The organism is Candidatus Poribacteria bacterium, from assembly GCA_021162805.1.
Taxonomy (GTDB): Bacteria; Poribacteria; WGA-4E; order B28-G17; family B28-G17; genus JAGGXZ01.
Window position 1 is genome coordinate 35,060 of record JAGGXZ010000200.1, and the last position, 24,763, is coordinate 59,822.

Annotated in this window: 25 protein-coding genes; 18 read left to right on the top strand and 7 right to left on the bottom strand. The window is 54.3% G+C overall.

Annotation, left to right across the window (positions count from 1 at the left end):
• Positions 1-204 (bottom strand): hypothetical protein, encoded by a 204-nt coding sequence (locus J7M22_16415; protein ID MCD6508187.1) that lies wholly within the window; start codon positions 202-204, stop codon positions 1-3.
• Positions 205-452: 248 nt separating this feature from the next.
• Here J7M22_16415 and J7M22_16420 point away from each other — a divergent pair, with 248 nt between their 5' ends.
• On the top strand, positions 453-2,336 hold the full coding sequence (locus J7M22_16420) for a glycosyltransferase family 39 protein (GenBank protein ID MCD6508188.1): 1,884 nt from the start codon (positions 453-455) through the stop codon (positions 2,334-2,336).
• Positions 2,337-2,345: 9 nt separating this feature from the next.
• Positions 2,346-3,053: an ABC transporter ATP-binding protein gene (locus J7M22_16425; GenBank protein ID MCD6508189.1), complete on the top strand. Its 708-nt coding sequence runs from the start codon at positions 2,346-2,348 to the stop codon at positions 3,051-3,053.
• Here J7M22_16425 and J7M22_16430 read toward each other — a convergent pair.
• Positions 3,027-4,100, bottom strand: a complete 1,074-nt coding sequence (locus J7M22_16430) for a mitochondrial fission ELM1 family protein (protein MCD6508190.1) — start codon at positions 4,098-4,100, stop codon at positions 3,027-3,029. The two genes, J7M22_16425 and J7M22_16430, sit on opposite strands and share 27 nt — an antisense overlap.
• Positions 4,101-4,219: 119 nt before the next feature.
• Here J7M22_16430 and J7M22_16435 point away from each other — a divergent pair, with 119 nt between their 5' ends.
• Positions 4,220-5,632 (top strand): sulfatase, encoded by a 1,413-nt coding sequence (locus J7M22_16435; protein MCD6508191.1) that lies wholly within the window; start codon positions 4,220-4,222, stop codon positions 5,630-5,632.
• Between the two features lie 39 nt (positions 5,633-5,671).
• Here J7M22_16435 and J7M22_16440 read toward each other — a convergent pair whose 3' ends face one another.
• Complete coding sequence (locus J7M22_16440; protein MCD6508192.1) at positions 5,672-5,971, bottom strand: cupin domain-containing protein; 300 nt, start codon at positions 5,969-5,971, stop codon at positions 5,672-5,674.
• Positions 5,972-5,976: 5 nt separating this feature from the next.
• Positions 5,977-7,311 (bottom strand): alpha-glucosidase/alpha-galactosidase, encoded by a 1,335-nt coding sequence (locus tag J7M22_16445; GenBank protein ID MCD6508193.1) that lies wholly within the window; start codon positions 7,309-7,311, stop codon positions 5,977-5,979.
• 167 nt (positions 7,312-7,478) lie between these two features.
• On the opposite strand from J7M22_16445, the gene J7M22_16450 reads away from it, so the two are divergent.
• The 5 genes from J7M22_16450 to J7M22_16470 all read left to right on the top strand — a co-directional run bounded on the left by J7M22_16450 (position 7,479) and on the right by J7M22_16470 (position 12,063).
• Positions 7,479-8,363 carry a hydrogenase small subunit gene (locus J7M22_16450; protein MCD6508194.1) on the top strand — a complete coding sequence of 295 codons (885 nt, stop codon included), beginning with the start codon at positions 7,479-7,481 and terminating at the stop codon, positions 8,361-8,363.
• Positions 8,364-8,394: 31 nt separating this feature from the next.
• Positions 8,395-9,954 carry a nickel-dependent hydrogenase large subunit gene (locus tag J7M22_16455; GenBank protein MCD6508195.1) on the top strand — a complete coding sequence of 520 codons (1,560 nt, stop codon included), beginning with the start codon at positions 8,395-8,397 and terminating at the stop codon, positions 9,952-9,954.
• A gap of 5 nt (positions 9,955-9,959) precedes the next feature.
• Positions 9,960-10,445 carry a HyaD/HybD family hydrogenase maturation endopeptidase gene (locus tag J7M22_16460; protein MCD6508196.1) on the top strand — a complete coding sequence of 162 codons (486 nt, stop codon included), beginning with the start codon at positions 9,960-9,962 and terminating at the stop codon, positions 10,443-10,445.
• 265 nt (positions 10,446-10,710) lie between these two features.
• Entirely contained in the window at positions 10,711-11,163 is a 453-nt protein-coding gene (locus J7M22_16465; protein ID MCD6508197.1) for a methylenetetrahydrofolate reductase C-terminal domain-containing protein, read from the top strand.
• An 18-nt stretch (positions 11,164-11,181) separates the two neighbouring features.
• Entirely contained in the window at positions 11,182-12,063 is an 882-nt protein-coding gene (locus J7M22_16470) for a methylenetetrahydrofolate reductase (protein ID MCD6508198.1), read from the top strand.
• Here the strand turns inward: J7M22_16470 and J7M22_16475 are convergent.
• Positions 12,056-13,060: a tRNA 4-thiouridine(8) synthase ThiI gene (locus J7M22_16475; GenBank protein ID MCD6508199.1), complete on the bottom strand. Its 1,005-nt coding sequence runs from the start codon at positions 13,058-13,060 to the stop codon at positions 12,056-12,058. The two genes, J7M22_16470 and J7M22_16475, sit on opposite strands and share 8 nt — an antisense overlap.
• Before the next feature lie 174 nt (positions 13,061-13,234).
• Between J7M22_16475 and J7M22_16480 the strand changes: the two genes are divergently transcribed.
• From J7M22_16480 to J7M22_16515, 8 genes are all read left to right on the top strand, one after another.
• Entirely contained in the window at positions 13,235-15,079 is a 1,845-nt protein-coding gene (locus J7M22_16480) for a hypothetical protein (protein MCD6508200.1), read from the top strand.
• Between the two features lie 15 nt (positions 15,080-15,094).
• Complete coding sequence (locus J7M22_16485; protein MCD6508201.1) at positions 15,095-16,702, top strand: NAD(P)H-hydrate dehydratase; 1,608 nt, start codon at positions 15,095-15,097, stop codon at positions 16,700-16,702.
• On the top strand, positions 16,703-17,446 hold the full coding sequence (locus J7M22_16490; protein ID MCD6508202.1) for a LamG domain-containing protein: 744 nt from the start codon (positions 16,703-16,705) through the stop codon (positions 17,444-17,446).
• 101 nt (positions 17,447-17,547) lie between these two features.
• A complete protein-coding gene (locus J7M22_16495) occupies positions 17,548-18,732 on the top strand; it encodes a HEAT repeat domain-containing protein (protein MCD6508203.1) in 1,185 nt (394 codons plus the stop codon).
• 15 nt (positions 18,733-18,747) lie between these two features.
• Positions 18,748-19,386, top strand: a complete 639-nt coding sequence (locus J7M22_16500) for a corrinoid protein (protein MCD6508204.1) — start codon at positions 18,748-18,750, stop codon at positions 19,384-19,386.
• Positions 19,387-19,473: 87 nt separating this feature from the next.
• Positions 19,474-19,770, top strand: coding sequence for a (2Fe-2S)-binding protein (locus tag J7M22_16505; protein ID MCD6508205.1), 297 nt, complete (start codon positions 19,474-19,476; stop codon positions 19,768-19,770).
• Entirely contained in the window at positions 19,751-19,873 is a 123-nt protein-coding gene (locus tag J7M22_16510; GenBank protein MCD6508206.1) for a KTSC domain-containing protein, read from the top strand. The genes J7M22_16505 and J7M22_16510 overlap by 20 nt, the downstream gene beginning before the upstream one ends.
• 63 nt (positions 19,874-19,936) lie before the next feature.
• Positions 19,937-21,127 (top strand): alpha-L-fucosidase, encoded by a 1,191-nt coding sequence (locus J7M22_16515; GenBank protein MCD6508207.1) that lies wholly within the window; start codon positions 19,937-19,939, stop codon positions 21,125-21,127.
• A 9-nt stretch (positions 21,128-21,136) separates the two neighbouring features.
• Here the strand turns inward: J7M22_16515 and J7M22_16520 are convergent, their stop codons facing one another.
• On the bottom strand, positions 21,137-21,868 hold the full coding sequence (locus tag J7M22_16520) for a DUF1080 domain-containing protein (protein ID MCD6508208.1): 732 nt from the start codon (positions 21,866-21,868) through the stop codon (positions 21,137-21,139).
• Positions 21,869-22,037: 169 nt separating this feature from the next.
• Between J7M22_16520 and J7M22_16525 the strand changes: the two genes are divergently transcribed.
• Positions 22,038-23,021, top strand: a complete 984-nt coding sequence (locus tag J7M22_16525; GenBank protein MCD6508209.1) for a polyprenyl synthetase family protein — start codon at positions 22,038-22,040, stop codon at positions 23,019-23,021.
• The gene (locus J7M22_16530; GenBank protein ID MCD6508210.1) at positions 23,005-23,700 is read left to right on the top strand and encodes an MgtC/SapB family protein; all 696 of its coding nucleotides are present in this window, start codon (positions 23,005-23,007) and stop codon (positions 23,698-23,700) included. Before J7M22_16525 ends, J7M22_16530 begins: the two co-directional genes overlap by 17 nt.
• On the opposite strand, the gene J7M22_16535 is transcribed toward J7M22_16530, so the two are convergent.
• Positions 23,678-24,649, bottom strand: coding sequence for a hypothetical protein (locus tag J7M22_16535; GenBank protein ID MCD6508211.1), 972 nt, complete (start codon positions 24,647-24,649; stop codon positions 23,678-23,680). The two genes, J7M22_16530 and J7M22_16535, sit on opposite strands and share 23 nt — an antisense overlap.
• Positions 24,650-24,763 lie beyond the last annotated feature (114 nt).

Sequence of the window (24,763 nt, forward strand, 5' to 3'; positions counted from 1 at the left end):
CTATCTGCCAGGAGCTGGTTTTTCAGGCTTTCCCTCCCCCTCTGGAAACACTTGATTCACTACATCGGCGATTTTACGGAAGTAATTTTCAAATGCCTGGGCGAAATCGATTGTGACCATCCTCGTGGCCGAGAGCTTGGTCAACTCCGTGGCAGCCCATATCATCGTGGCGATCTTTATATCTTTCTCCGGTATCTTCGGCATTTAGCGCCTCCAAGGTCCTAAACCTCTAACGAGATTTTAACATCCCCCTGTGAATCATGTCAAGCGAACTTGCTCCTATAACGGTGAAATCTGATTGACTTTCCTTTTAGAACCTGATAAAATTGGCGCGGTGAGAATCCGATGGATTTACCTGGATTCATCACAATCTCGTATCTCACGAAGAAGAAAATACTAAACGCTAGAAACCTCGGGGAAGCCTTCAAACTCAGACCACCTGTGTCAAATATATGAGATTGAAGATAACGATCACAGCTATTGTGCTCATACTCTGGATCGGTTTTTTCGTCTACCAGATCTGGTTCAACCCTCAAATCGAGTTTCTACCGCCCTGCCTGAAGGCCCAGTGGGTGTTGCATCCCGAACAGAACGTGCTTCACTTCCAACATGGTCCTCCTTCGGAGGATGTCATCTTCAAACTGTCCTTCGATCTGAAGCCGCCCATTCCAGAGAGGGCCTTGATGAAGATCAAAGCGATGACGATCTACTCGCTTAAGATAAATAACCGGCCCGTCGGGCACAGCAGACCCGGGCATAACTGGAAACGGTTCGATCGATATGATATCCGACCTTTCCTTAGCCCCGGTCGAAATGAGCTCGTCGTGAGGGTGAGCAATCCCACAGGTTTTCCTATACTTCTTGTTGAGGGCAAGGTGGGGAAAGCGATCCCGCTTAACACCTCTCCCGAATCGGGCTGGATGGCCTCCAAACCGGGCAGGAAGGAATGGGTGGGCTGCGTCCCGGCGATCTACCGCAGGCCTGAGCCGTTAAAACCCAAGATGGCGCTTTTGCTTTTCGGGTATCTAGGCGTTATCCTCTTCCTCTTTCTCCCGAAACGGCTCGGAAGCGTTGATATTGAGGGTGAGATCCCAGCGCCTCTTTATTGGTCTGCGGTCGGTGGTATACTGTTCGCCCTGATCCTCCTCAACCTGCATAACGCCCACGTTTATCCCTATAAGAGGGGAATAGACTCCAGCGGACATGTCGAATACATCGAGCATTTCACGCATAGCGCGAGGGTTCCGCTCGCCTTTGAGGGATGGGAGATGTTTCAGCCTCCCTTCTATTACGTCCTGGCCTCGTTGATCTATCGCGCCAGCGGTTCACTCAAATCAGCTCAATATCTGACGGCTGTTTTCGGCACATTCAACGTGGTGCTGGCTTTTCTGATGCTGCGCCTGATCCTGCCTGAGAGAAGGGAGCTTCATCTCGCAGGGTTGACCCTGGCTGCGTTTATGCCGATGCAGATCTACATGAATCCGCTCATAACTAACGAGGTTCCGGCCGCGACGGTGATCTCCTTATCGCTTTACCTGGGACTGAGATGGCTGAGGAGGGAGAAGGTGGGATGGCTCCGATTCGCCCTTCTGGGCGCAAGCTTGAGTTTGGCGCTCTTGACCAAATACACCGCCCTCTTTGTCCTCATAACTTTGACCGCCGTCTATCTGCTGAGATGGGTCAGAGAGGGGAAGGAGTTCGCGGGGGTTGTCCTCATGCTTTTAATCGTGATCGCTTCAGCAGGATGGTTCTATGCGAGAAACCTGGTGATCTTCGGCGATCCGCTGGTCGGTAACTGGGATGAACAGAGCACCTTCCACTATGAACAGAATCCGGGATACAGAACGCTGAGCTTCTATCTCAAGTTCGGGTCAGCCCTATACTCGAAGAACATCGAAAATCACAGATGGACCTCATTTTGGGACGGCGAATACGGCTCGATGTGGGGCGAAGATCATTTCTTCGTGGCGCGGATGGACGATAAGCTACAGATGAACCTGATGAGATGGACGTTGTTTCTGGCCCTGATGCCGAGCATAGCCATGATGGCGGGAGCTTTGAGATCCGTTAGAAAGGCGTTTTTCGGTAACGACCTTTACGCCTTTGCCCTGCTCCTCCTGACTTTTCTGAGCCTTAGCTCCGCGGTAAACTTTTCGATGGAGATCCCGTTTTTCTCAACCGTGAAGGCTTTCTTTCTGTTATCCCTGCTCGGCCCATTTGTTGTCTTTGCCTGCGAGGGTTTCGATATGATCCGTCCGGGCCGTATGAGATGGATAGCGTATGTCGTCACGGCAGTGATCGCCATAATGGCCTATGTGACATATTACTTACGATGAGGTGGGGATATGGCTGAGATCATAAGGGGAGTTGGATTGACAAAGCGATTCGGCGAGGGGGAGGCCGCCGTCACCGCCGTCGATCACGTGGATATCTCCATAGATGAGGGCGAGCTTTTGGTCATCACGGGCGATAGCGGCAGCGGCAAAACCACCCTCATAAGCATTCTGGGCTGTATCCTCCGTCCCACCGAAGGCGAGGTGTGGATCGAGGGGAAGAGAATTGATCCCCTCAGGGATGACCTGCCCAAGATCAGACGTGAGAAGATAGGATTTGTGTTTCAGCTTTTCAATCTGATCCCCTATCTGACCGCCCTTGAAAACGTGCTCATCGCCATGGAAATCGATGGCAAAAAGGGACCGGAGGCGGAGAGGAGGGCCAAGGAAATCCTTGAGAGGGTCGGATTAGGAGATAGGCTTTATCACCGCCCCTCACAGCTTTCAGGGGGTGAAAAACAGCGCGTTTCCTTTGCCAGGGCGCTGGCGAACAATCCGCGGGTGATCTTCGCCGATGAGCCCACGGCCAACCTCGACAGCCGCCAGAGCGCAAATCTGATGGAGCTGATAAGGGAGTTGCAAAGGGAACACGGCACGACGATAGTTGTGGTCACACATCAGGTGGGCCTGCTTGAGGATGCCGACAGGATCGTGCGGATGAAGGATGGGAAGATCGTAGAGGAGAGAGCCGGGTTATCCCCGTCCAATGAGTTGAGATAATATCTCGCGGGCGGCTCCCTCGGAATCCCTCAGCGGGTTAACCTCCACGCCTTTCCCCAGCTCGAAGATTTTCTCCTTCAGCTCCTCTACTCCGCACATGATCGCTCCACATCTCCGGCATATCTCCCTATACATCTTCACCCTCCTCGGCGTGCGGCGAGTTTTACGGTCGATTTTGAGTATGATCACCTTCTTGCCGCTGCTGGCCGCCTCGCTCACCATCGAGAGACTGTCCTCGGTGACGATCACCAGATCGCACATCGCCAATATCATAGGCACGGCATCCTTTATATCGCCCTTTCCTCTCCTCGCCAGAGCCAACATTCTGCACCTGGGTTCCGCGGAGAGTTTCCCCTCGAGCAACCTTTCAACCTCATCGGGGGTTCGCCGGGATGTGGTCAGAAACAGCTCGCCATCCAGATCCCGGCAGATCGACCTCAGGGCCTCGATCAACCTCCTGGCCGTCTCGATCCGGATCGTGTTGTATCTCTCCTCGCCGCCCATCAACACGCCTATCCTCGGCCTCGGTTGAATTTTCATCTCTCTCTCGATCCTCTCTCTCAGGGAGGAGATCGATTCGGGGGTCACCCTATTGGGCACGCCGACGACCCTGAAAACGTTTCGCCACCGAAGCTTAGGCCAGAGATGCCTGGGCAGGACGACCAGATCGAACCATGCGATTCCCGTGGGAGAGGGACGAAGTGAGACGACGCTTCTGCCGCCGATCAGCTTCTTTAGAAGCAGATTGACGGGGGCGACCGATGAGCCGGTCGAAAGGATCACGTCGAATTCCTCGTTTACTGGGATCTCGGCGGCGCTTTCGGGCGTCAGACTCCAGATCAGAAGCGATCGGACAAGCGGATGAGGTATCGGAGCCCATCCCAGAAATCTCATCAAAACCCTCAGGAGATCGTCTCTCAGCTTGTTTTTATGCCTGATCTCCACGAGGACATACTCCACATCGGTCATCTCGGCCATCCTCTCCGCTATGCCGAGGGACTGATTCAGATGTCCAGGTTTGCCGTCGCTGAGGATCAATAACTTCATCACATCCACCGCCTGTGAACGATCAGACAGGATTATACCATATGAGGAAGGGAGAATTGAAATCCCGGTTGCTCTGTAGTATCATATCCTCAAACAATCCCCCGTTGAGAGGTGGCAAGGTGAACATCATCCTGGTGATCTTCGATTCACTGCGTAAGGATTGTGTCGGCGCGTATGGATCTCCTCCATGGTGGAAGATCCACACCCCCTATTTCGACTCCTTCGCGCAGGAGTCGCTGATGATGATGCGGGCCTATCCCGAATCCCTCCCTACCCTTCCGGCCCGCAGGGCGATATATACGGGAAACAGGGTCTATCCCTTCCATAACGCCGATTTTCGCCTGAAAGGAGATTTCGTCGGCGCGCCGGGGTGGGGGCCGATACCGGAGGATCAGTGGACGCTGGCTGAGATACTCAAAGGGGCCGGATATCGCACCGCCCTGATCGCCGATGTCTATCACATGTTCAAGCCGTCAAAGAACTATTGGCGTGGGTTCGACCAGTGGACCTTCCTGCGCGGGCAGGAGAAAGACCCTTATCGCTCCGGTCCGAGGTTGACGGATGAGGAGATCGACTACTGGCTTCCGAAGGAGATGCGAGGCAGGGGACAGGGGAGGATCGAGTTCATCCAGCAGTGCATCATGAACATACATGATCGGACGAAGGAGGAGGATTATTTCGCTCCCAGAGTTCTGAAGGAAGCCGCCCTGTGGCTTGAGCAGAACCAGGACGCCGATAAGTTCTTCCTGACCGTCGAGTCGTTTGATCCCCACGAGCCGTGGCTAGTGCCGCCGTATTATCGAAAGATGTACCTCAAAGAGGAAACCAGAGAGCAGGTCATCTCCAGGTATGGGGATGTGAGCGATCTGCCGGAGGAGCTCTTGAAACGCACGCAGGCGAACTACTGCGGAGAGGTGACCATGTGTGACAGATGGTTCGGGTATTTCATGGAAACGGTGAAAACGCTCGGCCTGCTTAACGACACGATGATCATCTTCACCTCCGACCACGGCCACTCGATAGGCGATCGGAACTACATGGGCAAGCGGGGATATCCATCCGCCCCTGAGGTCTATGATATCCCGCTCATGATCAGGTTCCCAAAAGGCGAGCACGTCGGTAAGAGAAGCGATATATTCGTCCAGCATCACGACATCACCGCCGTCATCCTGGAGGCCGCCGGCGTGGAGCCGCCTCAGAAGATAGATGGGATCTCCTTCCTCGACGACGCCATATCAGGAAAGCCTGGGAAGCGGGATCACGTGACGGTCGCATGGGGATCGGCCGTTACGGTGATCAATGAGAGGTGGTGGTTGAACTGCAAGGTGGACGGCACCGGCGTGTTGCTTTACGATCTGAAAAGGGATGATCCGTTTTCGGAGAACGTCGCCGACGGTTACCCGGATGTTGTGAACGATCTGTTTGCTATGGCCGTGGAGGACGCCGGGGGAAGTTTCCCGGAGTGGCTTGTGGATTTAGCTAAAAGACAGGCGGATGCCCCCGGCTGCAGCGATCTGGTGGCGAGGGCGTAGGAGATCCTAGGGCGAGCGGACGCTCGCCCTTCATTTTGATCATCCTATGCATAGCCAGTGTACCTCGCCGTCAGATGTCATGCCGTGGCTGACGCCCTCAGGGCAGACTATCAGATCGTTCTCCTCGACATCAAATATCTCGCCGCCGATATTAACCTTCGCCTTGCCCTTGAGTATAAACCAGAGCTCATCGCCCTTATGCGAGTGGGGACCGAAGGGTTTATCGGGGGTCACCACACGATAGGCGAAATGCTTAAAGGTCTTCTGATACCCCTGTATGGGATAATGTCCGACCGTTCCACCTTCCTTAAGCTGTAGGTCCTTGAACCTTATCACCATCTTTCTCACCTCCGATTATCCCTTATATTCTCCCCCATCTCACTGTTGAACGACAGCACCTCCTCTATATAGGACTCAGCCTGTTCAAGGGACCGGGTCCTGTGGTCATCCAATACCATCCTCAAAAACAACCTCTTATCGCTTGAGAGGGCCAGCTCGACCTCCCTCTCCATCTCGAGCATCCTCGGCCACAAGACCTGTAGGAGCAGATTCCTCGGCAGCTTGCCCACTCGTATGCCTCGAATGCCCGTCTTGTTCACGATCGCTGGCACCTCCACCACGACATCGTCGGGGATGTCATCGATCAAGCCGTTGTTGGGGATGTTGACCTGATATCTCCCCTCCTTATTGAGAACCAAAGCCTCGATTATGCCCAGATGTTGTTCTCCGCTGTGACGGGGCGGGAACTCCTCGGTGACTGAGATGGAGGTGTCGTTCGCCACCTTCATGATGTGTTCCACCCGTTTGGCAAGTCCGTCCAGATACCCCTGCCATCCGATTTCCGAGTCGAACCCTCCTATCTCGCCATACCATCTTTTCTTGGTCTCCAGATCTATATGATACCACCAGCCGCCCGTTCTAGGGGTATCGCCTATCGGGAACAGTCCGACCATCTTATATTGGTGTACGGCCGCGGGGGAGAGCTGAGCGTTGCGCCCCAACTTATGGGTGCGCCAATACTCCTCTGCCTCCTCTTCTATCCACCTATCCAGAAGCGGATATGCGTCTTCACCTTTGTAGAGGAAATGGGTCATGAAGATGACGTGGTTAAAGCCTACAGCCTCACACTCGACATATTTCAGATCGAGACCCAAGACCCTGGCGATCTCGCGATATCCATAATGTCCGTGACAGAGCCCAACCACCTTTATGTCCGTCTCCCTGGTCATGAGCGTACATCCCTCGAAGACAGGGTTAGATGACTGGATGAGCCAGGCGTCAGGGCAGAATCTCTCCATATCTTTGGCTACACTTAGCATGAAACGGAGTTGACTGTAGTTTAACCCAGGCCCGCCCCTGTAATACCCATGTTTCTCGCCGATTGCTCTCATGGCCTCATACTGGGTGTGTCCGCCGACAAGAGCGGTGTTAATTACGAAGTCGGCCTCCTTCAACGCCGTTTCCCTGGTGGTGGTTCTCTCGAACTTCAGGTCGACCTTCAGCTCGTCCACATATCTTGTGGCTAACCTGTGTATGCTGTTTAACCTCTCCTCATCTATATCCATCAGCGTTACAGTGCTTCCATAGAGATCCTCCGCGAGACAGAGATCACGGACCAACGTCAGGGAGAACACGGCGCTGCCGGCGCCTATTACGCCTATTTTGATCGGTTTCGCCATTTCCCCCTCCTATGGAGAAGCTGCAAATCGTCGTGCAGCACCTTTATACCACACCCATCGATCGCCGTCAATCACCTGTCTGGGAGCTTTCCTCTCAACTTGACAGTTTCTCCCCCTTCTGTTATGCTTAAACTCGAACATATATCCCACCAGAGAGGGGGAAGATGGTGTCTTCGAAAGTTGTCGAATGTCCTGCCGTCTGGATAGCCGGAGCAAGCTGCTCAGGTTGTTCGATATCCCTCCTTAACGCCGTGAGTCCCTCGATTAAAAACCTCCTGATCGACCCTGTAATTCCGGGAAAACACGTTAACCTGCGGTTTCACGCCACGATTATGGCAGGTCAGGGTGAGCCGGCATTGAAGGTGGTCAGAGATACAGCCGCTCAAAGGGCCGAGGAGTATCTGCTGCTTGTGGAGGGAGCGATACCTACGGCTGAGGACGGACTTTACTGCACTATCGGTGAGCTGGAAGGTGAAGAGCTGACCGTAAGGGAAGCGGTGAGCGAGCTCGCTAGATCCGCTTTGGCCATCATTAGCGTGGGAACCTGTGCCTCTTTCGGCGGAATACCTTCAGGATCGCCTAATCCGTCGGAAGCTAAATCGGTAAAGGAGGTATTGGAGGAGGAGGGTATCTCAAAGCCGGTGATCAACGTCCCGGGTTGTCCACCCCATCCCGATTGGTTAGTGGGCACGATAGCGATGGTGCTTCTCAACGGTCTGCCGTCGCCGGACGATCTGGACGGAGCTCTCCGACCCAAAGCCTTTTACGGCAAGCTGATCCACGACAATTGTCCGCGCAGGGCTTATTTCGATTCCGGCCAGTTTGCAAGGCATACCGGCGAGCCGGGATGCCTGTATGAGTTGGGATGTAAAGGACCCGTCACTTACGCCGATTGCCCGCTGAGATTGTGGAACAACGGTGTTAACTGGTGCGTGGGTGCTGGCTCGCCATGTATAGGCTGCGTGGAGCCGGGTTTCCCGGATAAACTCCAACCTATGTTTAAAAAGCTGGATGAAACCGCTCTCGAAAGGTTTAAAATCAGCGTCCGTTAACCTTCCCAAAGCTTGAAATGGAGGAGCAAAGATGAGCGCTAAGATAACGATCGACCCCGTTACCAGGATTGAGGGTCATCTGAGGGTAGAGGCGATCGTGGAGGGCGGGGTGGTGAAGGAGGCCAGATGTTCCGGAACTCTCTTCAGAGGATTCGAGATCTTCCTCAAAGGGAGGGAACCGAGGGATGCTCAGAGGATCACCCAGCGGGTCTGTGGGGTTTGCCCAACCGCTCATGCCATGGCCTCCGCTCTGAATCTGGACAGCGCCTTCGGCATAGCTGACAAGGTCCCTCCTAACGGCAGGATCATCCGCAATTTGATTTTCGGCTCCAACTATCTCCAATCCCATATCCTCCACTTCTATCACCTTGCCGCCTTGGATTACGTGGATGTGACCGCCATGGCCGATTACGAGGGCGAAGACCCGGAGATGAGATCAGTTAAGGAGTTCGTCTTGAGGGGGGAGCTATCTCCCTTCGTGCCCAGATACGAGGGAGATTACCGGTTCGAGGGGAAGACGAACCAGGAGCTTGTCCGACATTATCTGATCGCGCTGGAAATGCGACGACTGGCCCAGGAGATGCTCTCGGTCTTCGGGGGTAAGATGCCCCATAACGCCGCCATAGTCCCAGGCGGAGTTACGGAGCATCCCAGTGTGGATAAGATCGCCGGATTCCTCTGGAGGCTGAATAGGATCCGTGATTTCATAGACTCCATCTACATCCCGGATATAATCGCCGTCGCAAAGACCTATCCCGATTATCTCCGGATAGGGAACGGTCCCGGAAACTATCTCTCATACGGCGTTTTCGACCTGGAGGATGAAAATCCGGACTATGTCACGAGAAAAAGGCTCCATGCTCAGGGAGCGCTGGAGGGGATGGAAGATCTGAAGAAGCTTGACGTCAGCTCGATCACCGAAAGCGTCAAATACTCTTGGTTCGAATGGAGAGGTGCTGCTCATCCGTCCGAGGAGGAGACCAAGCCCAATAGGGGAAAGGATGAGGGGTATAGCTGGTTGAAGGCCCCAAGATACGAGGGAAAGGTATACGAGGTGGGTCCTCTGGCCAGAATGTTGGTTTCATACCATGCCGGGAGGAAACAGGTCAAGAGGATGATGGATGATCTACTGGACGAGCTCAAGGCTGAACCGGTCGCTTTGAACTCAACGCTGGGCAGACATGCCGCCAGAGCCCTCGAGGCCAAACTCGTGGCCGATAGTATGGCTGAATGGGTTTTACAGCTCAAGCCCGATGATCCGGTCTGCGCCCCATATGAGGTGCCGCAGGAGGCCGAAGGGATGGGGATCGTGGGTGCTCCAAGAGGAGCGTTGGGACACTGGATCAGGATCAAGGAGGGTAAAATCGAAAGCTACCAGCTCGTGGTTCCCACTACTTGGAACGCCTCGCCCAGAGATCATCTGGATCAACCCGGCCCGATGGAACAGGCGCTTATGGGAACGAAAGTCAGAGATCCGGAGAATCCCTATGAGCTGGTGCGTATCGTTCGATCCTTTGATCCTTGTCTCGCCTGCGCTGTCCATACCTTGAATGCCAGGGGTAAAAAATTGGCTGTGGTGAGGGTCGCCTGAGACCGATGAGAAGGATAGCCGTCGTCGGCGTGGGAAACATCCTGATGGGTGATGAGGGGATCGGAGTCAAAGTGGTGGAGGAACTCCGAAAGGAGAGGCTGCCGGAGGGAGTCGAACTCTTCGACGGCGGCACCGCCTTTCATGTCCTGGTGGACGATCTGATCGATTTCGACAAATTGATCATCGTGGATGCCGTGCTGGGAGGTGAGCCGCCCGGAACGATCTACCGGTTTGAGTTCGGGGAGCTTGAGGAGATGATCTCGGAGATAACCCTCTCACTCCATGACGTTGGCGTAATGGAGGCGTTGATGCTGGAACGGTTGACCCATCGGATCCCTGAGGAGATAGTTTTCATCGGCATTGAGCCGGAGAGGATAGAACTTTCGATGGAGCTTTCGTCCATTATGAGGGAGAAATTGCCTGAGCTGGTGGAAAGGGTATTGGATGAGATTAAGCGGGACCGCCCGCTCACCGCTTCTACGAGCGTCTGAAAAATCGATTAAGGAGGGGCAAGGATGATAATCTCTCAACCGAAGCCGATTGAGGAGATAAAGGAATCGATCTCCGACTTTCAAAAGCTTTTCATCCTCGCCTGTGGAGGATGTCCGGTTGGATGTAAGAGCGGGGGGAGGAAAGGATAAAAGAGCTTGCCGATGAGCTCGGCCAGGGGGGAAGGATATAACCGGAAGCGCCGAGATAGACTTCCTCTGTAACAAGGCGCTCGTCGGAACACAGCTCCAGTATCACCTCCCTCAGTTGAAGGAGGCCCAGGCGATCCTGGTCATATCGTGCGGTATCGGAGTTCAGGCGGTCGGTAAGATAATCGACCTGCCTGTGATCCCTGCCAACAATACCCTTTCAAGCCAAGGGATGCAGGGATTATGGCCCTCCGAGGAGAGATGTGCCGGATGCGGGGACTGTGTCCTGCATTTAACCGGTGGGATATGTCCTATTACGGCCTGCTCCAAGAGCCTGCTCAACGGGATGTGTGGTGGGCAACGTGATGGAAAGTGTGAGGTGGAACCGGAGAGGGATTGTGGCTGGTATCTCATATACAGGCTAAGGGAACTGGGAAGGTTGGATAACCTAAGAGAGATTCCGCCTCTGAGGGATTACAGGAAACTTGACGTCCCCGGTCCTCAGAGGGTGACAACCCGATGGGCGCTTGAAAAGGCCGAGATCTTTGAGGCTCCCAACTGGATAGGATAACAAGGGAGGAGGTTGACGATGACTAGGTTACAGGAGAGCTTGCAACGGGGGAAATTCGTGGTCACAGGGGAGATCGGCCCTCCTAAGGGGGTGAATCTGGAGACCGCTTTGAAGGAGGCTTCGTATCTGAAGGGTCGCGTCGTCGCCGTCAACGTCACCGACAACCAGAGCTCCGTGATGCGTCTGGGATCGCTGGGGCTGTGCGCGAAGTTGGTCCAAGAAGGTTATGAGCCGATCTTCCAGGTGACGTGCCGTGATAGGAACCGATTGGCGCTTCAATCCGATATCCTCAGCGCGTATGTGCTCGGCATTCGGAACGTCCTAGCGCTTACGGGAGATCATACCACGCTCGGCGATCATCCACAATCTAAGCCCGTCTTCGATCTGGATTCGGTCAGCCTTCTCATGGCTATCTCCTCTCTAAAGGAGGGCAGAGACTTGGCAGGTGAAGAGCTGGACGGAGCGCCAAGTGATATATTCCCGGGAGCAACCGTCACGCCCGGAGCCGATCCGCTTGAGCCTCAGATCATAAAGATGGAAAAGAAGATAGAGGCCGGGGCCCAGTTCTTCCAGACACAGGCAGTCTATGACCCTAAAACGTTCGAGAGATTCATGGATCAGGCCTCTAAGTTCAACGTTCCGGTGCTAGCGGGGATCGTTATCATAAAGTCCCCTGCCATGGCCAGATATATGAACGAGAACGTACCAGGGGTTTTCGTGCCGGATTCCATAATCAAATCCCTGGCGGAGGTGCCGAGAAAGGAGAGGGCCAAAAAGAGCATCGAGCTCATGGCCCAGCTCATCAGAGAGCTGAAGCCGATGTGTCAGGGGATACATATAATGGCGATGGGATGGGAGAGATATGTCCCAGAACTGCTCGATGCCTGTGATATCAGTTAGGAGCTATCCTTAAGGAAGAGAGAAGCTCCTCGTCAGCCGATCGGGCTTTCATCGTCTCCTTTCCCCCGATTCGGCTTAGAATCACCTCCACCTCCTCTGAGGGCGGTGCATCGCTGTAACGAATACATATTCGGGCGGCTGTTACCAAGTGTTTTCTATCCGCTTTCAGCCCTCGGGGCACGAGGGTTAGGGGACCCTTGAAGCCCGATACATAGATGATCACGTCTTGCGACCTTTCGGCCATCTGGAGGAGCCTCTGATTTTCAGTTTTGTTTCTCCCCACAATCGCCTTAATCCCGTGGGCTATCCTGAAATGTCTTCCCACCTTCAGAAGCTCAATGTCCCTCACCCTCAGCTCATCCTCGTTTTGGATCAGATCTCTCATCCTAGCTGAAAATCCCGGCTCAGTGAGCCTACACCCCCCCGCCGGTGATGGATATTCCTCTATCCCATATTTTTCCGCCAGCTCCATCTGTCTTCTGCGTGATCTGCCGTGTAGATCGAGCAACATCTCCCTGTTCACCTTTCCCTCCCGCTCCGGTATGGTCTCAGGCAAGAGCTTAGCGCTGAGTGGGCGGAGGATATACCCCTCGTATCCGGAGAGCTTCTCCACAGCCCTTAGGGCTCCCCTGTTTTGGGACATCGGCCTCTCGTTGAGCACCTCACCGGAGAAGAGAAAATCCGCCCCTTCCTCCTCCATTATTCCCCCAGCGATTCGGAACATCAAGCCGTGACAATCTATACAAGGATTCATCTGACTGCCATAGCCATATTTGGGGGCCTTAACGATCTCCAGATGTTCCTCCGTTATGTCCATTACCTTGATAGGAACGCCGAGCTTTTCAGCGGCGCGAACCGCCTTTTCAGGACCGAAAAAAGGGGTCACGAAGGTAACGGCTATCAGGTCTATATCCTGCTCCTGCAGCACCTTGAAGGCCAATATGCTATCCAGACCGCCGGAAAGCAATCCTATACCTTTTGGTCTTCTACCATCCATCCCGCTTTCAGACCTCTTCTCGCCGGAATCGCCTCAACTTTATTTTACCTGATCTCCTCCATTTAAGCAACTTCCCGTTCTTCCAAATCAGATCCTCTTGACCGATCGGGAAGTTTGTGGTAAGCTTGAGTTGAGGAGGGAATTAAAATTTGAATCTTAGGGAGGTTTGATCAGATGAGGAGAGGGATAGCTTTGGGATTGACCGTTATGCTCGCGGCAACGCTTCTCATAGCGAATGCCCAGGCCAAGTGGAGCGTGGCTAGGGAGAGCGGAATGCAGGGTGATGTGGCCGATATCCAGTTCATCGACCAAACTCACGGCTGGATCCTCCTCGCCCAAGGTGAGGTGAGGTATACGACCGATGGAGGGAAAACCTGGAGTTCCTCCAAAATAGCCACGAATAAAGAACTGCATGATATACATTTCATCGATCGGAATAGAGGGTGGATAGTAGGTGAAAACGGATATATGGTCTACACGACGGACGGCGGCAGGACATGGCTTCCGATGAGCAGTGGAACTGTAACCACCCTTTCAGGGGTTTGGTTCGTCGACGAGGAAAACGGCTGGATATGTGGCGATGGCGGTACCATAATGCATACATCGAACGGCGGCAAATCGTGGGAGAAACAGGAGACGGGCACGAACTACGAGTTGACGAATATACAGTTCGTATCTCCCACAACAGGTTGGGCGGTCGGCGCCGGCGGGACGATACTTCAAACGACGGATGGCGGCAAAACGTGGAAGTTCCGTCCCTCACCCACCGCGTCGCCCCTTGACGGGATGTTCATCCTGAACGGAACCACCGGATGGGCGGTGGGGGGAAACGGCGCCATAGTCCGCATGAACGACGGTAAAACCTGGAAGGAGCAGGAAAGCCACGTGCCAAATACGAACGGAATGCCCGAACCGATATGGGATGTACACTTTATCAATCCGGATCTCGGACTTGCCGTCGCGGAGTTCGGCGTGATACTCAGAACGGATGATGGAGGCGAGACATGGACCCCATTGAAACCCAGGCCCACCTTCAACAGATTAACGGCGGTTCAGTTCGTAAGCGAGACCGAGGCCTGGGCGGGCGGCGTTAACGGCACCCTGCTCCATAGCCTCGATGGCGGTAAAACCTGGGATGTCGTCTCCTCCAGCAGCGATCTGACATCGATCTGTTTCGTCAACGACAAGGAGGGATGGGCTGCCGGCGTGGCCGGATCCATATACCACACATCCGATGGAGGGAAAACCTGGAAATCACAGTCCAGCAACACGGCCTTCGATCTGTTCGACATATTCTTCGTCGATGGGAAAAAGGGATGGGCCGTCGGCAGCAACGGAACGCTCATCGAGACCAAAGATGGAGGGGAAACCTGGAGCAGCGTCAATAACCCCAGGGATGAGTTCGGCAGAAGGACGCGAAGGATAAAGGCGGACGGAACCATACTCGGACTGGGCCTCTATAGTATCCATTTCCCGACCCCACAAAACGGTTGTACTGTCGGCGAGGTGGGAAAGATCCTATACACGGAGGACGGAGGTCAAACCTGGGTCTCCAGAACATCGATGATGGTTTTCAACAACCTCTACGCGACCTTCTTCATCTCCCCCACGGTCGGGTGGGCGGCCGGACAGAGCGTCATAATCAAGACGACGGATGCCGGAGCCAACTGGAAACCGACCTTCATCGGCGATCAGATCAGAGGGATGTTCTTCGTCGATCAGAATACGGGTTGGGCCGTGGGGGTCAACGGCGCCATCCTTCACACCGCGGACGGCGGAAGTTCCTGGAACGATCAGGTCAGCGGCACGAAGGTCAACCTCTACGATGTGGCCTTCAAAAACGCCAAAGAGGGATGGGCTGTGGGCGATAAAGGCACTATACTCCACACCATCGACGGGGGCGTGACATGGCTCACGGAGCCCGCTGTTGTGCAAAATGATCTCCGCGGGGTTTGCATCTCAAAAGATGGAACCGTCTGGGCCGTGGGCTCCGGAGGGGTGATATTGGTCAACAGGTAGATCCGGAGGGGAAAGATGAAGGTCGTGACCGCTCAGGAGATGAGAGAGATAGACAGAAGGGTTATAGAGGAAATAGGCATACTGGGCGCCGTGCTGATGGAGAACGCCGGGATGTCCGTCTTCAACCTGATCCGCGAGCTTACGGAGGGTTTCCCACCGGGGGGTTTCAAGGTGGCTATCTTCGTCGGTAAGGGCAACAACGGCGGAGATGGCCTCGTCGTCGCCAGGTACCTGCACGATCACGGCTACAGGGTCTCCGTTTACCTTCTGGCTCCCCCGGAATCCTTCTCGGGAAACGCCGGGTTAAATTTGGAAATCGCTCGCAAGGTAGGGGTGCCGATCGAAACGATCGACTCGCCGGAGAAACTCGACGAGATCTGGGGGGATATGGACGAGATCGATATCGTGGTGGACGCTATCTTCGGCACGGGGCTTAAAGGGGCTATCAGGGGATTGACAGGTGAGGTTGTGGAACGGATGAACCGACTCCGTGCCGTCAGAGTGGCGGTGGATCTGCCCTCCGGCCTAAACGCAGACACGGGAGCGGTGGAAGGTCCGTGTGTGCGGGCCGACTTCACCGTTACGATGGCGCTTCCCAAAAGGGGGCTTCTGCTGTATCCGGGGGCAGATTACTGCGGTGAGGTGAGGGTTGCTGATATCGGTTTCCCGAAAATGGCGATTGAATCGCAGAACGTCAAAACCGAGCTGATCACCGAGGAGATGGCTCTCTCCCTTTTACCCCGCAGATCCCCGAGCGGCCATAAAGGCACCTTCGGGCATGTTTTGGTGATAGCCGGATCGGTTGGGTTGACGGGGGCTGCGGCTTTGACCTCGATGGCTGCCCTTCGGGTCGGAGCCGGGATGGTGACTCTGGGTATACCGCAGAGCCTTAACGAGGTCATGGAGGTTAAACTCACCGAGGTTATGACCCTTCCCCTGCCCGAAACCCCAAATAGAACGCTTTCAGTTAAAGCCATGGATGAGATTCTGGATTTCATGCCGAGGGCAACCGTCCTGGCTGTTGGACCAGGGCTGTCGAGGGACCGGGAAACCGCCGAACTGGTGTGCAAGCTCTGCTTCGAGTCGGACAAACCCATGGTAATCGACGCCGATGGCCTCAACGCAATAGCTCAGTTCCCCGAAACGCTGAAAAGGCTCGGACCTGATGTCGTCTTGACTCCCCATCCGGGTGAGATGAGCCGTCTCACAGGGAAGTCGGTTCGGGAGATAGAGAGCGATAGGGTGGAAAGTGCCAGGAGCTTCGCCGTTAAATATGGTCTGACGCTCACACTGAAAGGAGCTCCTACCGTTATCGCCTCGCCCGATGGAAGGGTTTACATCAATTCGACAGGGAACTCAGGAATGGCGACAGCAGGTATGGGGGATGTGCTGACGGGATTGATATCCGGCTTGATCGCCCAAGGCATAAGCCCTACCGACGCCGCTTTAGTGGCGGTCTTCTATCACGGTCTCGCCGCCGATAGACTTCTGTCGGAAGGGAAGGTCTCCCAGAGGGGATTGATCGCGGGCGATGTGCTTGAGATGTGCGGTAAGATCATAGGAGAGGAGCGTAATCGCACATCCGCTATTTCAGCATCTCACCGAAATAGGGGGGTGATTTAGGTGCTAAAAGGCAGGGGGATTGCGAGTTTGATCCTCTCCCTCGTTATATCGCTTCCGGCTTTGGCTCAGGAGAAGGGATTGGATGTGTATTATGACTTCGAGACGCTGGAGGCGAAGGATAAATCCGGTAACGGTCGTGATGGCACCGTCAAGGGCAAGCCGAAGCTGATAGATGGTGTCGAGGAAAGGGCATGGCAATTTGATGGGGCGACGGCGATCGATATGACCTTTCCCATCATGAAAGCCCCGGACCCGGCTCTCTCAATCCGATGCTTCTTTAAGGCCGATGAGGTGAAAGGACAACATGTCATATATGACGAGGGAGGCGCTTGGACCGGTTTCTGTGTCAGGATAATGGACGGGAAGCTTGAGTTCGCCACCGTCTGCTGCGACGCGAATCATCCGCCACCGGTGATCATATCCGTGCCGTTCGACGACACAAGGGACTGGCATGAATTGGCGGCGATCTACGACCACGGGAAGATGTCGCTCTGGCTCGATGGGAAGCTCGTGGGGGAAGATAAGACGAAATGGGATGAATTAGGGTCTCACGGGCAGTCGGGGGCGATAGGGAACATGAGCCCCGGCGACACCGCTTTCGGCTTGGCAGGGGATTATTTCGTCGGCGCTATGGATGAATTTCGGATCTACTCCCGTGCCCCCCAGCCGAATGAGCTCAAACTGGACGTGTCGTCTAAGGATAAACTCGCTGTCCTATGGGGAGGATTGAAGGGTGTCCGGTGAATATATCGATGATCGATTCAGTTCTTGACATCGCTTCACATATCTAGTAAACTAAAATCAATCTCTAAGGGATAAAGCAACAAGCTTTCAAGGGGATAGCGATGACGAGGAGATATGTAGCTGTGTCGATTATCATCACAATCCTGCTGGCAGTGTTTGCGGTCGGATGTGAACGTCAAAGGGGCAGGAAAGTGACCAACTTCGAATACGGCAGTGATATGTTGATCGGCGGGAAAGCGTTCCAATCGATCGATTATCTCGAAAAGGCGCAGAAGGAGGAGCCGAACAACCCTCTCGTCTATGCCTACCTCGTGATAGCGTATCGAAGGGCTAAGGATACCTCCGCAGCGAAGGTGGCAGGTAAGGTGCAGGAGTTCGAGAGGAAGGAGAAGGAAACCTTCGAGAAGCTCCGGTCTATGGGCGAAGACGGGATGAAGGCGCTGTTGAAGGTGGCCTCAGGTCGAAACAGATTGATGACCGATGCGATCGATCTGCTTGTGGAGTATGGTGATCTGTCAATTGAGCCGATAATCGATTTTCTGACGGATGGCCACAACAGATCCAGGTATCCCGACCTGATGCCGTTCTTAAAGGAGGCTCTCGTCAGGATAGGCAATCCCGCATCTAACGCTTTATGCGCGGCTTTGAACAGATCTGACCTTCCTCCCGATGCTGAGAGGGACCTCGTGGAGGTGCTCGGCGAGATAGGGGATTCGAACGCCTCGTCGACGCTTGAGAAATGCGCCACCGCAACCGATCCCGTGGTTAAGATAGAGTCCGTCATCGCCCTGTACAGGATGGGAAAGAAGGAGTATGCCGATCAGATACTTAAAGCTCTGGATGATCCGCACGTCGAGGTGAGGAGAATCGCCTCTCATGCCCTTTCCCTGATCAATCACGTTCCCGAAAAGGTGGTTGCCAGGAAACTGAACGACGAAGATCCCGTCGTCAGGGCTAACATCATCAAGATGCTTGACAGGAAACCGCCGAAATCCCTTAAGGACAAGCTGATAAAGATCCTTTCATCCGATCTATCAGATGACGTTCAGAATGCCGCCGCTGAGGCCCTGAAGGGATATGGCCCTTCAATAGCCGGCGAACTTATCGATATGCTGCCAAAGGAAAAGGAGTGGGATGTGAGACTGAGGATCGTCGAGATCCTCGAAACCCCCGAAGTCGCAAAGGGGATCGATAACGATGGCGAGTATAAGCTATACGAAGCATATCAGAAGGAGAAGAAGGATATAGTTAAAGATAGGCTTGCCCAGCTTCTCGATAAACTCTAAAGGAGGAGGCAAATAATGGCCGATCTGAACGCCTTGGCCGAGGCGATCATAAACGGCAGAAAGGAAGAGGCAGAGCAGATAACAAAGCAGGCTCTGGATGAAGGGCTCTCCCCGGCCGAGGTCCTCAACAAGGGGCTGATCAAGGGGATGTCGGTTGTAGGCGAGAAATTCAAAAACAACGAGTTCTACGTCCCCGAGGTCCTCATCGCTGCCAGAGCCATGAAGTCCGCTATAGAGATCCTCAGACCTCTGCTTTCGGAGTCAGGGGTCGAGCCTGTCGGTAAGGTCGCCATCGGAACGGTTAAGGGCGATCTCCATGATATCGGTAAGAACCTCGTCGCCATGATGCTTGAAGGCGGTGGGTTCCAGGTGATAGACCTCGGGATAGATGTCGGACCCGAGAAGTTCATCCAGGCCGTCTCCGACCAGGAGGTTCAGATAGTTGCCATGTCCGCCTTGCTGACCACCACCATGCCCTCGATGAAGGTTACGATCGATGCACTTAAGGAGGCAGGGCTGAGGGATAAAGTGAAGATCCTGATAGGTGGAGCACCCGTCACACAGGCTTATGCCGACGAGATAGGCGCTGATGGATACGCTAGAGATGCCGCCAGCGCCGTGGACAAAGCCAAAGAGCTTCTAGGCGTGGCGTAAAAAACGAAGGGGGCGCTTCGGCGCCCCTTGCCCGCCTTCATGGTTGATTCCTTCCGCTCCTAACCAAAACGACTCGGAGGCATGCTGATGACCGGAAGGGATCTGCTCATCTGTAGGTGCGAGGAGGTGTCGTTAAGCGAGATCCTGGAGGCGATCAAAGAGGGTGCTAGGACGATCGATGAGATAAAGAGGAGGACAAGGGCGGGAATGGGTCTATGTCAGGGGAAAACCTGCCGCAGATTGATCGCTCAGATACTGGCTAGGGAAACAGGGCAACCGATAAAGGATATCCTCCCTTCAACCTTCCGTCCGCCTGTTAGGCCGATTCAGCTCGGGGTGCTCGTCTCGACCGAGGAGGCATCCCATGCCCGTGAGATACGATGAGGCGACCGGAACGCTGGATGTGGCCTTCAAATGGTCGGGCGTCTATCGATACCACGATGTGCCCAAGGTCTGCGGAAGGCCATCTCGAAGGGCAACTATATGAGATCGACGATCATAGACATGTATCCTTGGGAGAAACTCGGGGGTTAATCGAAGGGAGATTACGATGGATACGTCAGCCGAATCATTGGACAGATGGCGCCAGATGCGCTTCGGTATGTTCATCCACTGGGGACCGGTCAGCCTTAAGGGCACTGAGATCGGATGGTCCCGCGGCGCTCAGGTGCCCCAGGAGGAGTATGACCAACTGTATAAACAATTCAATCCCACCCGATTCAACGCGGATGAGTGGGTTTCACTGGCTAAAACGGCCGGGATGAAATATCTGGTGATCACCTCCAAACATCATGACGGTTTCTGCCTTTGGGATTCCAGATATACCGATTATAATATCATGGCCACGCCCTTTGGCCGCGATGTGCTTGCAGAGCTGAGTGAGGCGTGCAGGCGCCAGGGTGTGATGTTCTGCGTTTACTATTCGATCCCAGATTGGTGGCATCCGGATTATCCGAAGGGCAGTCCGGGAGGACGCACTGAGAAGCCCAATCCCAACATGCCGCGGTATTTCGAGTACGTGAAAAACCAGACTCGAGAGCTTATCGATAAATACGGCCCTTTGGGGGTGCTCTGGTTCGATGGAGGGTGGAAGGAACCCGATTATGCGAGAGAGCTATACCGTTATCTAAAGGGTATTCAACCGGACCTGCTGATCAACAATCGGATCGGCTGCGGATACGGTGACTTCGTAACGCCTGAACAGAAAGTCGGCGAGTTCAATAGGGAAAGGCCCTGGGAAACCTGCATGACCCTCGGTCGGCAGTGGTCCTGGAAGCCGAACGACGAGATAAAATCGCTGGAGCAGTGCATCCGAACGCTGTTACACGTGGTCGGAGGCGACGGCAACTTCCTGTTCAACGTGGGCCCAATGCCCGACGGCCGCATAGAACCGCGTCAGGCACAGCGGCTTAGGGAGATGGGGGATTGGCTCAAGCGATACGGCGATGGAGTCTACGGCACACGAGGTGGACCGTTCAAGCCCGGAGGGTGGGGTGTCTCGACGTGTAAAGGCGACAGGATATACCTCTTCATCATGGAATGGCCGGATGAAGAACCGTTGTATCTGCCGCCGATCGATCGCGAGATCATCTCCGCCCGGACTCGAACGGCCGGTGAAGCGGATGTTCGGCAAACTGACGAGGGCATCATGGTTCAAATGGCCGAGGTCGATCGTGATTCGATCGCCACGGTGATCGAGCTCACCATCGAGGGCGATGCGCTCGAGATCGAGCCGGTTTGATATCCCAGCTCATCCCTCGTCGTAGCCTTTCAGCACACGATACCAGATGTTTCGAAACCGCACGGGGTTGCCGTGATCTTGGAGTCTGAGCGGTCCGACGGGCGGGTGAGGTCTATACTGCGGTAAGGTCCTATGCCCCGTCGGGCCAAGAAGCTCAACATGATTATGGACGACAATGCCGTTATGTAAAACGGTCACGTATGCCGGGCGTATCAGCTTGTCGCCCTCAAAGCAAGGCGCTTCCCAGATGATGTCATACGTCTGCCATTGGCCCGGTCTGCGGCAAGCGTTCACCAGAGGTGGAAACTGACCGTAGATAGCGGCTGTAGTGCCATCGGCATAGGTGGGGTTCTCATAGCAGTCCAGAACCTGTATCTCATAAAGCCCCATCATGAACACGCCGCTGTTGCCTCGCCCTTGTCCCTCGCCCTTGACTTCCGCCGGGGCCATCCACTCGATGTGCAGCTGACAGTCGCCGAAATGCTCCTTCGTCTGGATATCGCCCGTGCCGGCGACGACCTCCATATATCCGTTTTCAACCTTCCACCGAGCCGGTCCGCCGTCCCTGCTGCTTACCCAGTTGGATAGATCGGTGCCATCGAAGAGGATGATGGCATCAGAGGGCGGATCGCCCAACTTCTCGCCCGGCGTGACGATGCGAGGTTGAGGACGGTTGGAATCATGTACCCGATATTTCGATCCGGGCAAAAACGGGGTATCATCGTAGCCTAACTTCGCCATGGCATATCCTCCTTTTCTCAAGTTAATCACGGCATCCAAATTATACTACGCTTTCAGGATGGTATCAAGGGGATTTCCTACACCCCGGAAACCGAGGCGGCCCCGACATATTGAAAAACTCGAATCGATATGGGATAATACAATTCAACGGAAAGGACGGGGCAGAGGGATGATTAACCTTATCCTTGATGATCTCAAGAGGGTGGATGAAAGATTGAAGGAAACGGTACGTAGCGAGTTCGACCTGATCTCTCGAATCTCGCTCGGAGCTATCGAAGGCGGCAAGCGGCTGAGACCATCGTTGCTGATTCTGTGGACGAGAGGAACGGCTCAACGGGAGCTCGATCCGCAGGAGGAGAGCAGGATGATAGATCTCGCCGCAACGGTCGAGCTGATCCATGTGGCCTCACTCGTCCATGACGATATAGTGGATGGGTCAACCATAAGGAGGGGGAAACCGACCGTAAATTTCAGATGGAACACGCGTATAGCGCTCTTGGAAGGCGACTACCTGTTAGCTCGAGCGATGAACCTGGCGGCCAAAAGCGCGTCCCGAGCTCAGATGAGACTGATCACGCGTTGCCTCAGGCGGATGTGTGAGGGGGAGATAATGCAGACATGGGCCTGCGGTGAAATAGATCTTACCCTGGATAGATATCTGGATTTCATATCGATGAAGACCGCCTCGCTTATGGAGAGCTCCTGTATGCTTGGAACGATGATATCGGGGGCGAAGCATCTGCACAGATCCGCTCGTATATACGGCCTGCACTTCGGGATGGCGTTCCAAATAGTCGATGACGTGAGAGACCTGATAGGCACGGATCTGAGTCTCGGTAAGGAGGTTCATAATGACCTGCTTCAGCGGAGGTTTACCGCCCCGATAATATATCTCAGGGAGATATGCGACGAGGAGGATCGGAAGGAACTCATGAAAAAGCTGCGGGGGGATCTATCCGGGGAGGATCTGCACTGGGTGATCCGTCTTGCCAGAAACTATGGCGTGGTAGAGCGATGTCATGAGATGATCAGAAGGCTTCTATCGGTCGCCATCTCCGCTCTCGATCGGTTTCCGGAAGGGGAGCCCAAATATGCCCTTGAGGCTGTAACTATGAAGCTGGGGGAGATGATAAAGGATGAGACATCTACTTGATCTGATAACCGATGAGATGTTAGGGCGAATACTTCTATCGATACTTCTGGGCGGATCAGTCGGCCTGGAGCGGGAACTACACGGTCGAGCGGCCGGGTTCCGGACCCATATTCTAGTTTGCCTCGGCGCCACCATAATCACCCTGGCCTCCACAAAGCTGTATCCCGGATTTGCCAATTTGACCAGCAACAACGTGGTCCGGATAGACCCCGGGCGAATCGCCGCCGGAATCGTAACCGGTATCGGTTTTTTAGGGGCGGGGGTGATCGTCCGATCCGGAAAGGCGTTACGAGGATTGACCACGGCCGCTTCCATCTGGTTTACAGCCGGATTGGGAATCGTGATAGGCCTCGGCCTATATCGTCTCTCCTGCGAAGCAACCATATTCGCACTGGCAACCCTCTTCCTGCTCAGGAAAACGGAGAATTATATACGCCAGGATTGGTACGCCACCGTTAAGGTGAGGGCCGATCGAAAGGAGGGATTGCTGGGGGAGATCATCGAGATATGCCGACAGCACGATCTGACGGTGAAGGGATATGAGATAGAGGATGACATCCAGAGCAACATGGTGACCATCACCTTAGACGTGCGTTTCAAACGCAGAAGATACACCGGTCAGGAGCTAGTGGATGAGCTTTCGAGAAGAAGCGGAATCAGACAGGTTCAATGGAGCTAGAGCTCAGAAGGAATTGTATGCTCGCTCTGATCGCTACCTCAATCAATCTCATCTGCATGTGAGGCGGAGTTCTGAGGTTGTTGTTCTGAACCTCAACTGTGAGGCACGGTATCCTGTGGTAAAGCTCCCCCCAGCATTTCCTGAAGTATCGGATTTGATCCTCGCCGTATCCCAGCGGTTTGGGATCGGGGATCGGATCAGCCCCTATAGATCGCCATGCCTCTATGATCGCCCTTGCCCATCTCCTGTTATATCCCCTGATGTCCTCAGGCAGATCATTGAAGTTAAAGGGCAATATGATCATGGCGTTATGCCTCGATCTCTCGAATTCCGTCTGATGTAGGGCGAGATACTGATGACAGCCGATCTCCTCCACCGTTTTCATGACGAGCTTCGAGAACGATGATTCCAGATCCCTGTTGGGCTCGACGAACTCTTTATCGTTTATCTGCTCATATACGATCCCTATGAAATTAGGCCGACGTTCATCCAGGCTCCATCTGCCGACCCTGCTGCATCTGTCTCCGTCTTCACATATACCGAAGGCGATCTTCAGGAACTCCTCGTTCGAGTATGAGCTTCCATCCCACCAATCGACGGGAGCCCGAGATCGCCCATCCGGGTTGCCGTCGGGGATGAAAGTGAGGATCATCTTTCCAAGCAGGGTCTCCCTGTCGAGGTCGGTCCTCCTGCCATCCAGGTCGACCCCTTCGATGATCTGTGAGAGGAAGTTCATCATGCCGGCGGTGGTCGCCGGTTCATGGGCATGCGGCTGTGAGAAGAGATGCCTCAGCTTGGACGAATCATCCTCTCTCCTATCGGTGACAGTTATGGCATACGTTCTCATGCCCGTGTAGGTTCTCACATATGTGAGCGAGACGATATCGGGGAATTTTCTAGCCCATTCTAAGATCTTGGGTTTTGTCTGGTATGGTTTAGCGATCCACATGACGATAGTTCCTCCAAGGTTAGTCTCCCCGCCGTATGGCGGATCGCGGAGGAGTATACAACATTTAGAAACCTCGCTCAAGCGATGTTCCAGGATCGCTCTTTTGGGATATGC

What these genes read in the sequence shown, in the direction of transcription:
- J7M22_16470 (MCD6508198.1), top strand. Translation starts at nt 11,182, where the DNA reads ATGACTAGGTTACAGGAGAGCTTGCAACGGGGGAAATTCGTGGTCACA.
- J7M22_16530 (MCD6508210.1), top strand. Translation starts at nt 23,005, where the DNA reads ATGAGACATCTACTTGATCTGATAACCGATGAGATGTTAGGGCGAATA.
- J7M22_16475 (MCD6508199.1), bottom strand. Translation starts at nt 13,060, where the DNA reads ATGGATGGTAGAAGACCAAAAGGTATAGGATTGCTTTCCGGCGGTCTG.
- J7M22_16440 (MCD6508192.1), bottom strand. Translation starts at nt 5,971, where the DNA reads ATGGTGATAAGGTTCAAGGACCTACAGCTTAAGGAAGGTGGAACGGTC.
- J7M22_16460 (MCD6508196.1), top strand. Translation starts at nt 9,960, where the DNA reads ATGAGAAGGATAGCCGTCGTCGGCGTGGGAAACATCCTGATGGGTGAT.
- J7M22_16515 (MCD6508207.1), top strand. Translation starts at nt 19,937, where the DNA reads ATGGATACGTCAGCCGAATCATTGGACAGATGGCGCCAGATGCGCTTC.
- J7M22_16485 (MCD6508201.1), top strand. Translation starts at nt 15,095, where the DNA reads ATGAAGGTCGTGACCGCTCAGGAGATGAGAGAGATAGACAGAAGGGTT.
- J7M22_16480 (MCD6508200.1), top strand. Translation starts at nt 13,235, where the DNA reads ATGAGGAGAGGGATAGCTTTGGGATTGACCGTTATGCTCGCGGCAACG.
- J7M22_16420 (MCD6508188.1), top strand. Translation starts at nt 453, where the DNA reads ATGAGATTGAAGATAACGATCACAGCTATTGTGCTCATACTCTGGATC.
- J7M22_16455 (MCD6508195.1), top strand. Translation starts at nt 8,395, where the DNA reads ATGAGCGCTAAGATAACGATCGACCCCGTTACCAGGATTGAGGGTCAT.
- J7M22_16495 (MCD6508203.1), top strand. Translation starts at nt 17,548, where the DNA reads ATGACGAGGAGATATGTAGCTGTGTCGATTATCATCACAATCCTGCTG.
- J7M22_16445 (MCD6508193.1), bottom strand. Translation starts at nt 7,311, where the DNA reads ATGGCGAAACCGATCAAAATAGGCGTAATAGGCGCCGGCAGCGCCGTG.
- J7M22_16415 (MCD6508187.1), bottom strand. Translation starts at nt 204, where the DNA reads ATGCCGAAGATACCGGAGAAAGATATAAAGATCGCCACGATGATATGG.
- J7M22_16505 (MCD6508205.1), top strand. Translation starts at nt 19,474, where the DNA reads ATGACCGGAAGGGATCTGCTCATCTGTAGGTGCGAGGAGGTGTCGTTA.
- J7M22_16520 (MCD6508208.1), bottom strand. Translation starts at nt 21,868, where the DNA reads ATGGCGAAGTTAGGCTACGATGATACCCCGTTTTTGCCCGGATCGAAA.
- J7M22_16500 (MCD6508204.1), top strand. Translation starts at nt 18,748, where the DNA reads ATGGCCGATCTGAACGCCTTGGCCGAGGCGATCATAAACGGCAGAAAG.
- J7M22_16525 (MCD6508209.1), top strand. Translation starts at nt 22,038, where the DNA reads ATGATTAACCTTATCCTTGATGATCTCAAGAGGGTGGATGAAAGATTG.
- J7M22_16430 (MCD6508190.1), bottom strand. Translation starts at nt 4,100, where the DNA reads ATGAAGTTATTGATCCTCAGCGACGGCAAACCTGGACATCTGAATCAG.
- J7M22_16535 (MCD6508211.1), bottom strand. Translation starts at nt 24,649, where the DNA reads ATGTGGATCGCTAAACCATACCAGACAAAACCCAAGATCTTAGAATGG.
- J7M22_16510 (MCD6508206.1), top strand. Translation starts at nt 19,751, where the DNA reads ATGCCCGTGAGATACGATGAGGCGACCGGAACGCTGGATGTGGCCTTC.
- J7M22_16425 (MCD6508189.1), top strand. Translation starts at nt 2,346, where the DNA reads ATGGCTGAGATCATAAGGGGAGTTGGATTGACAAAGCGATTCGGCGAG.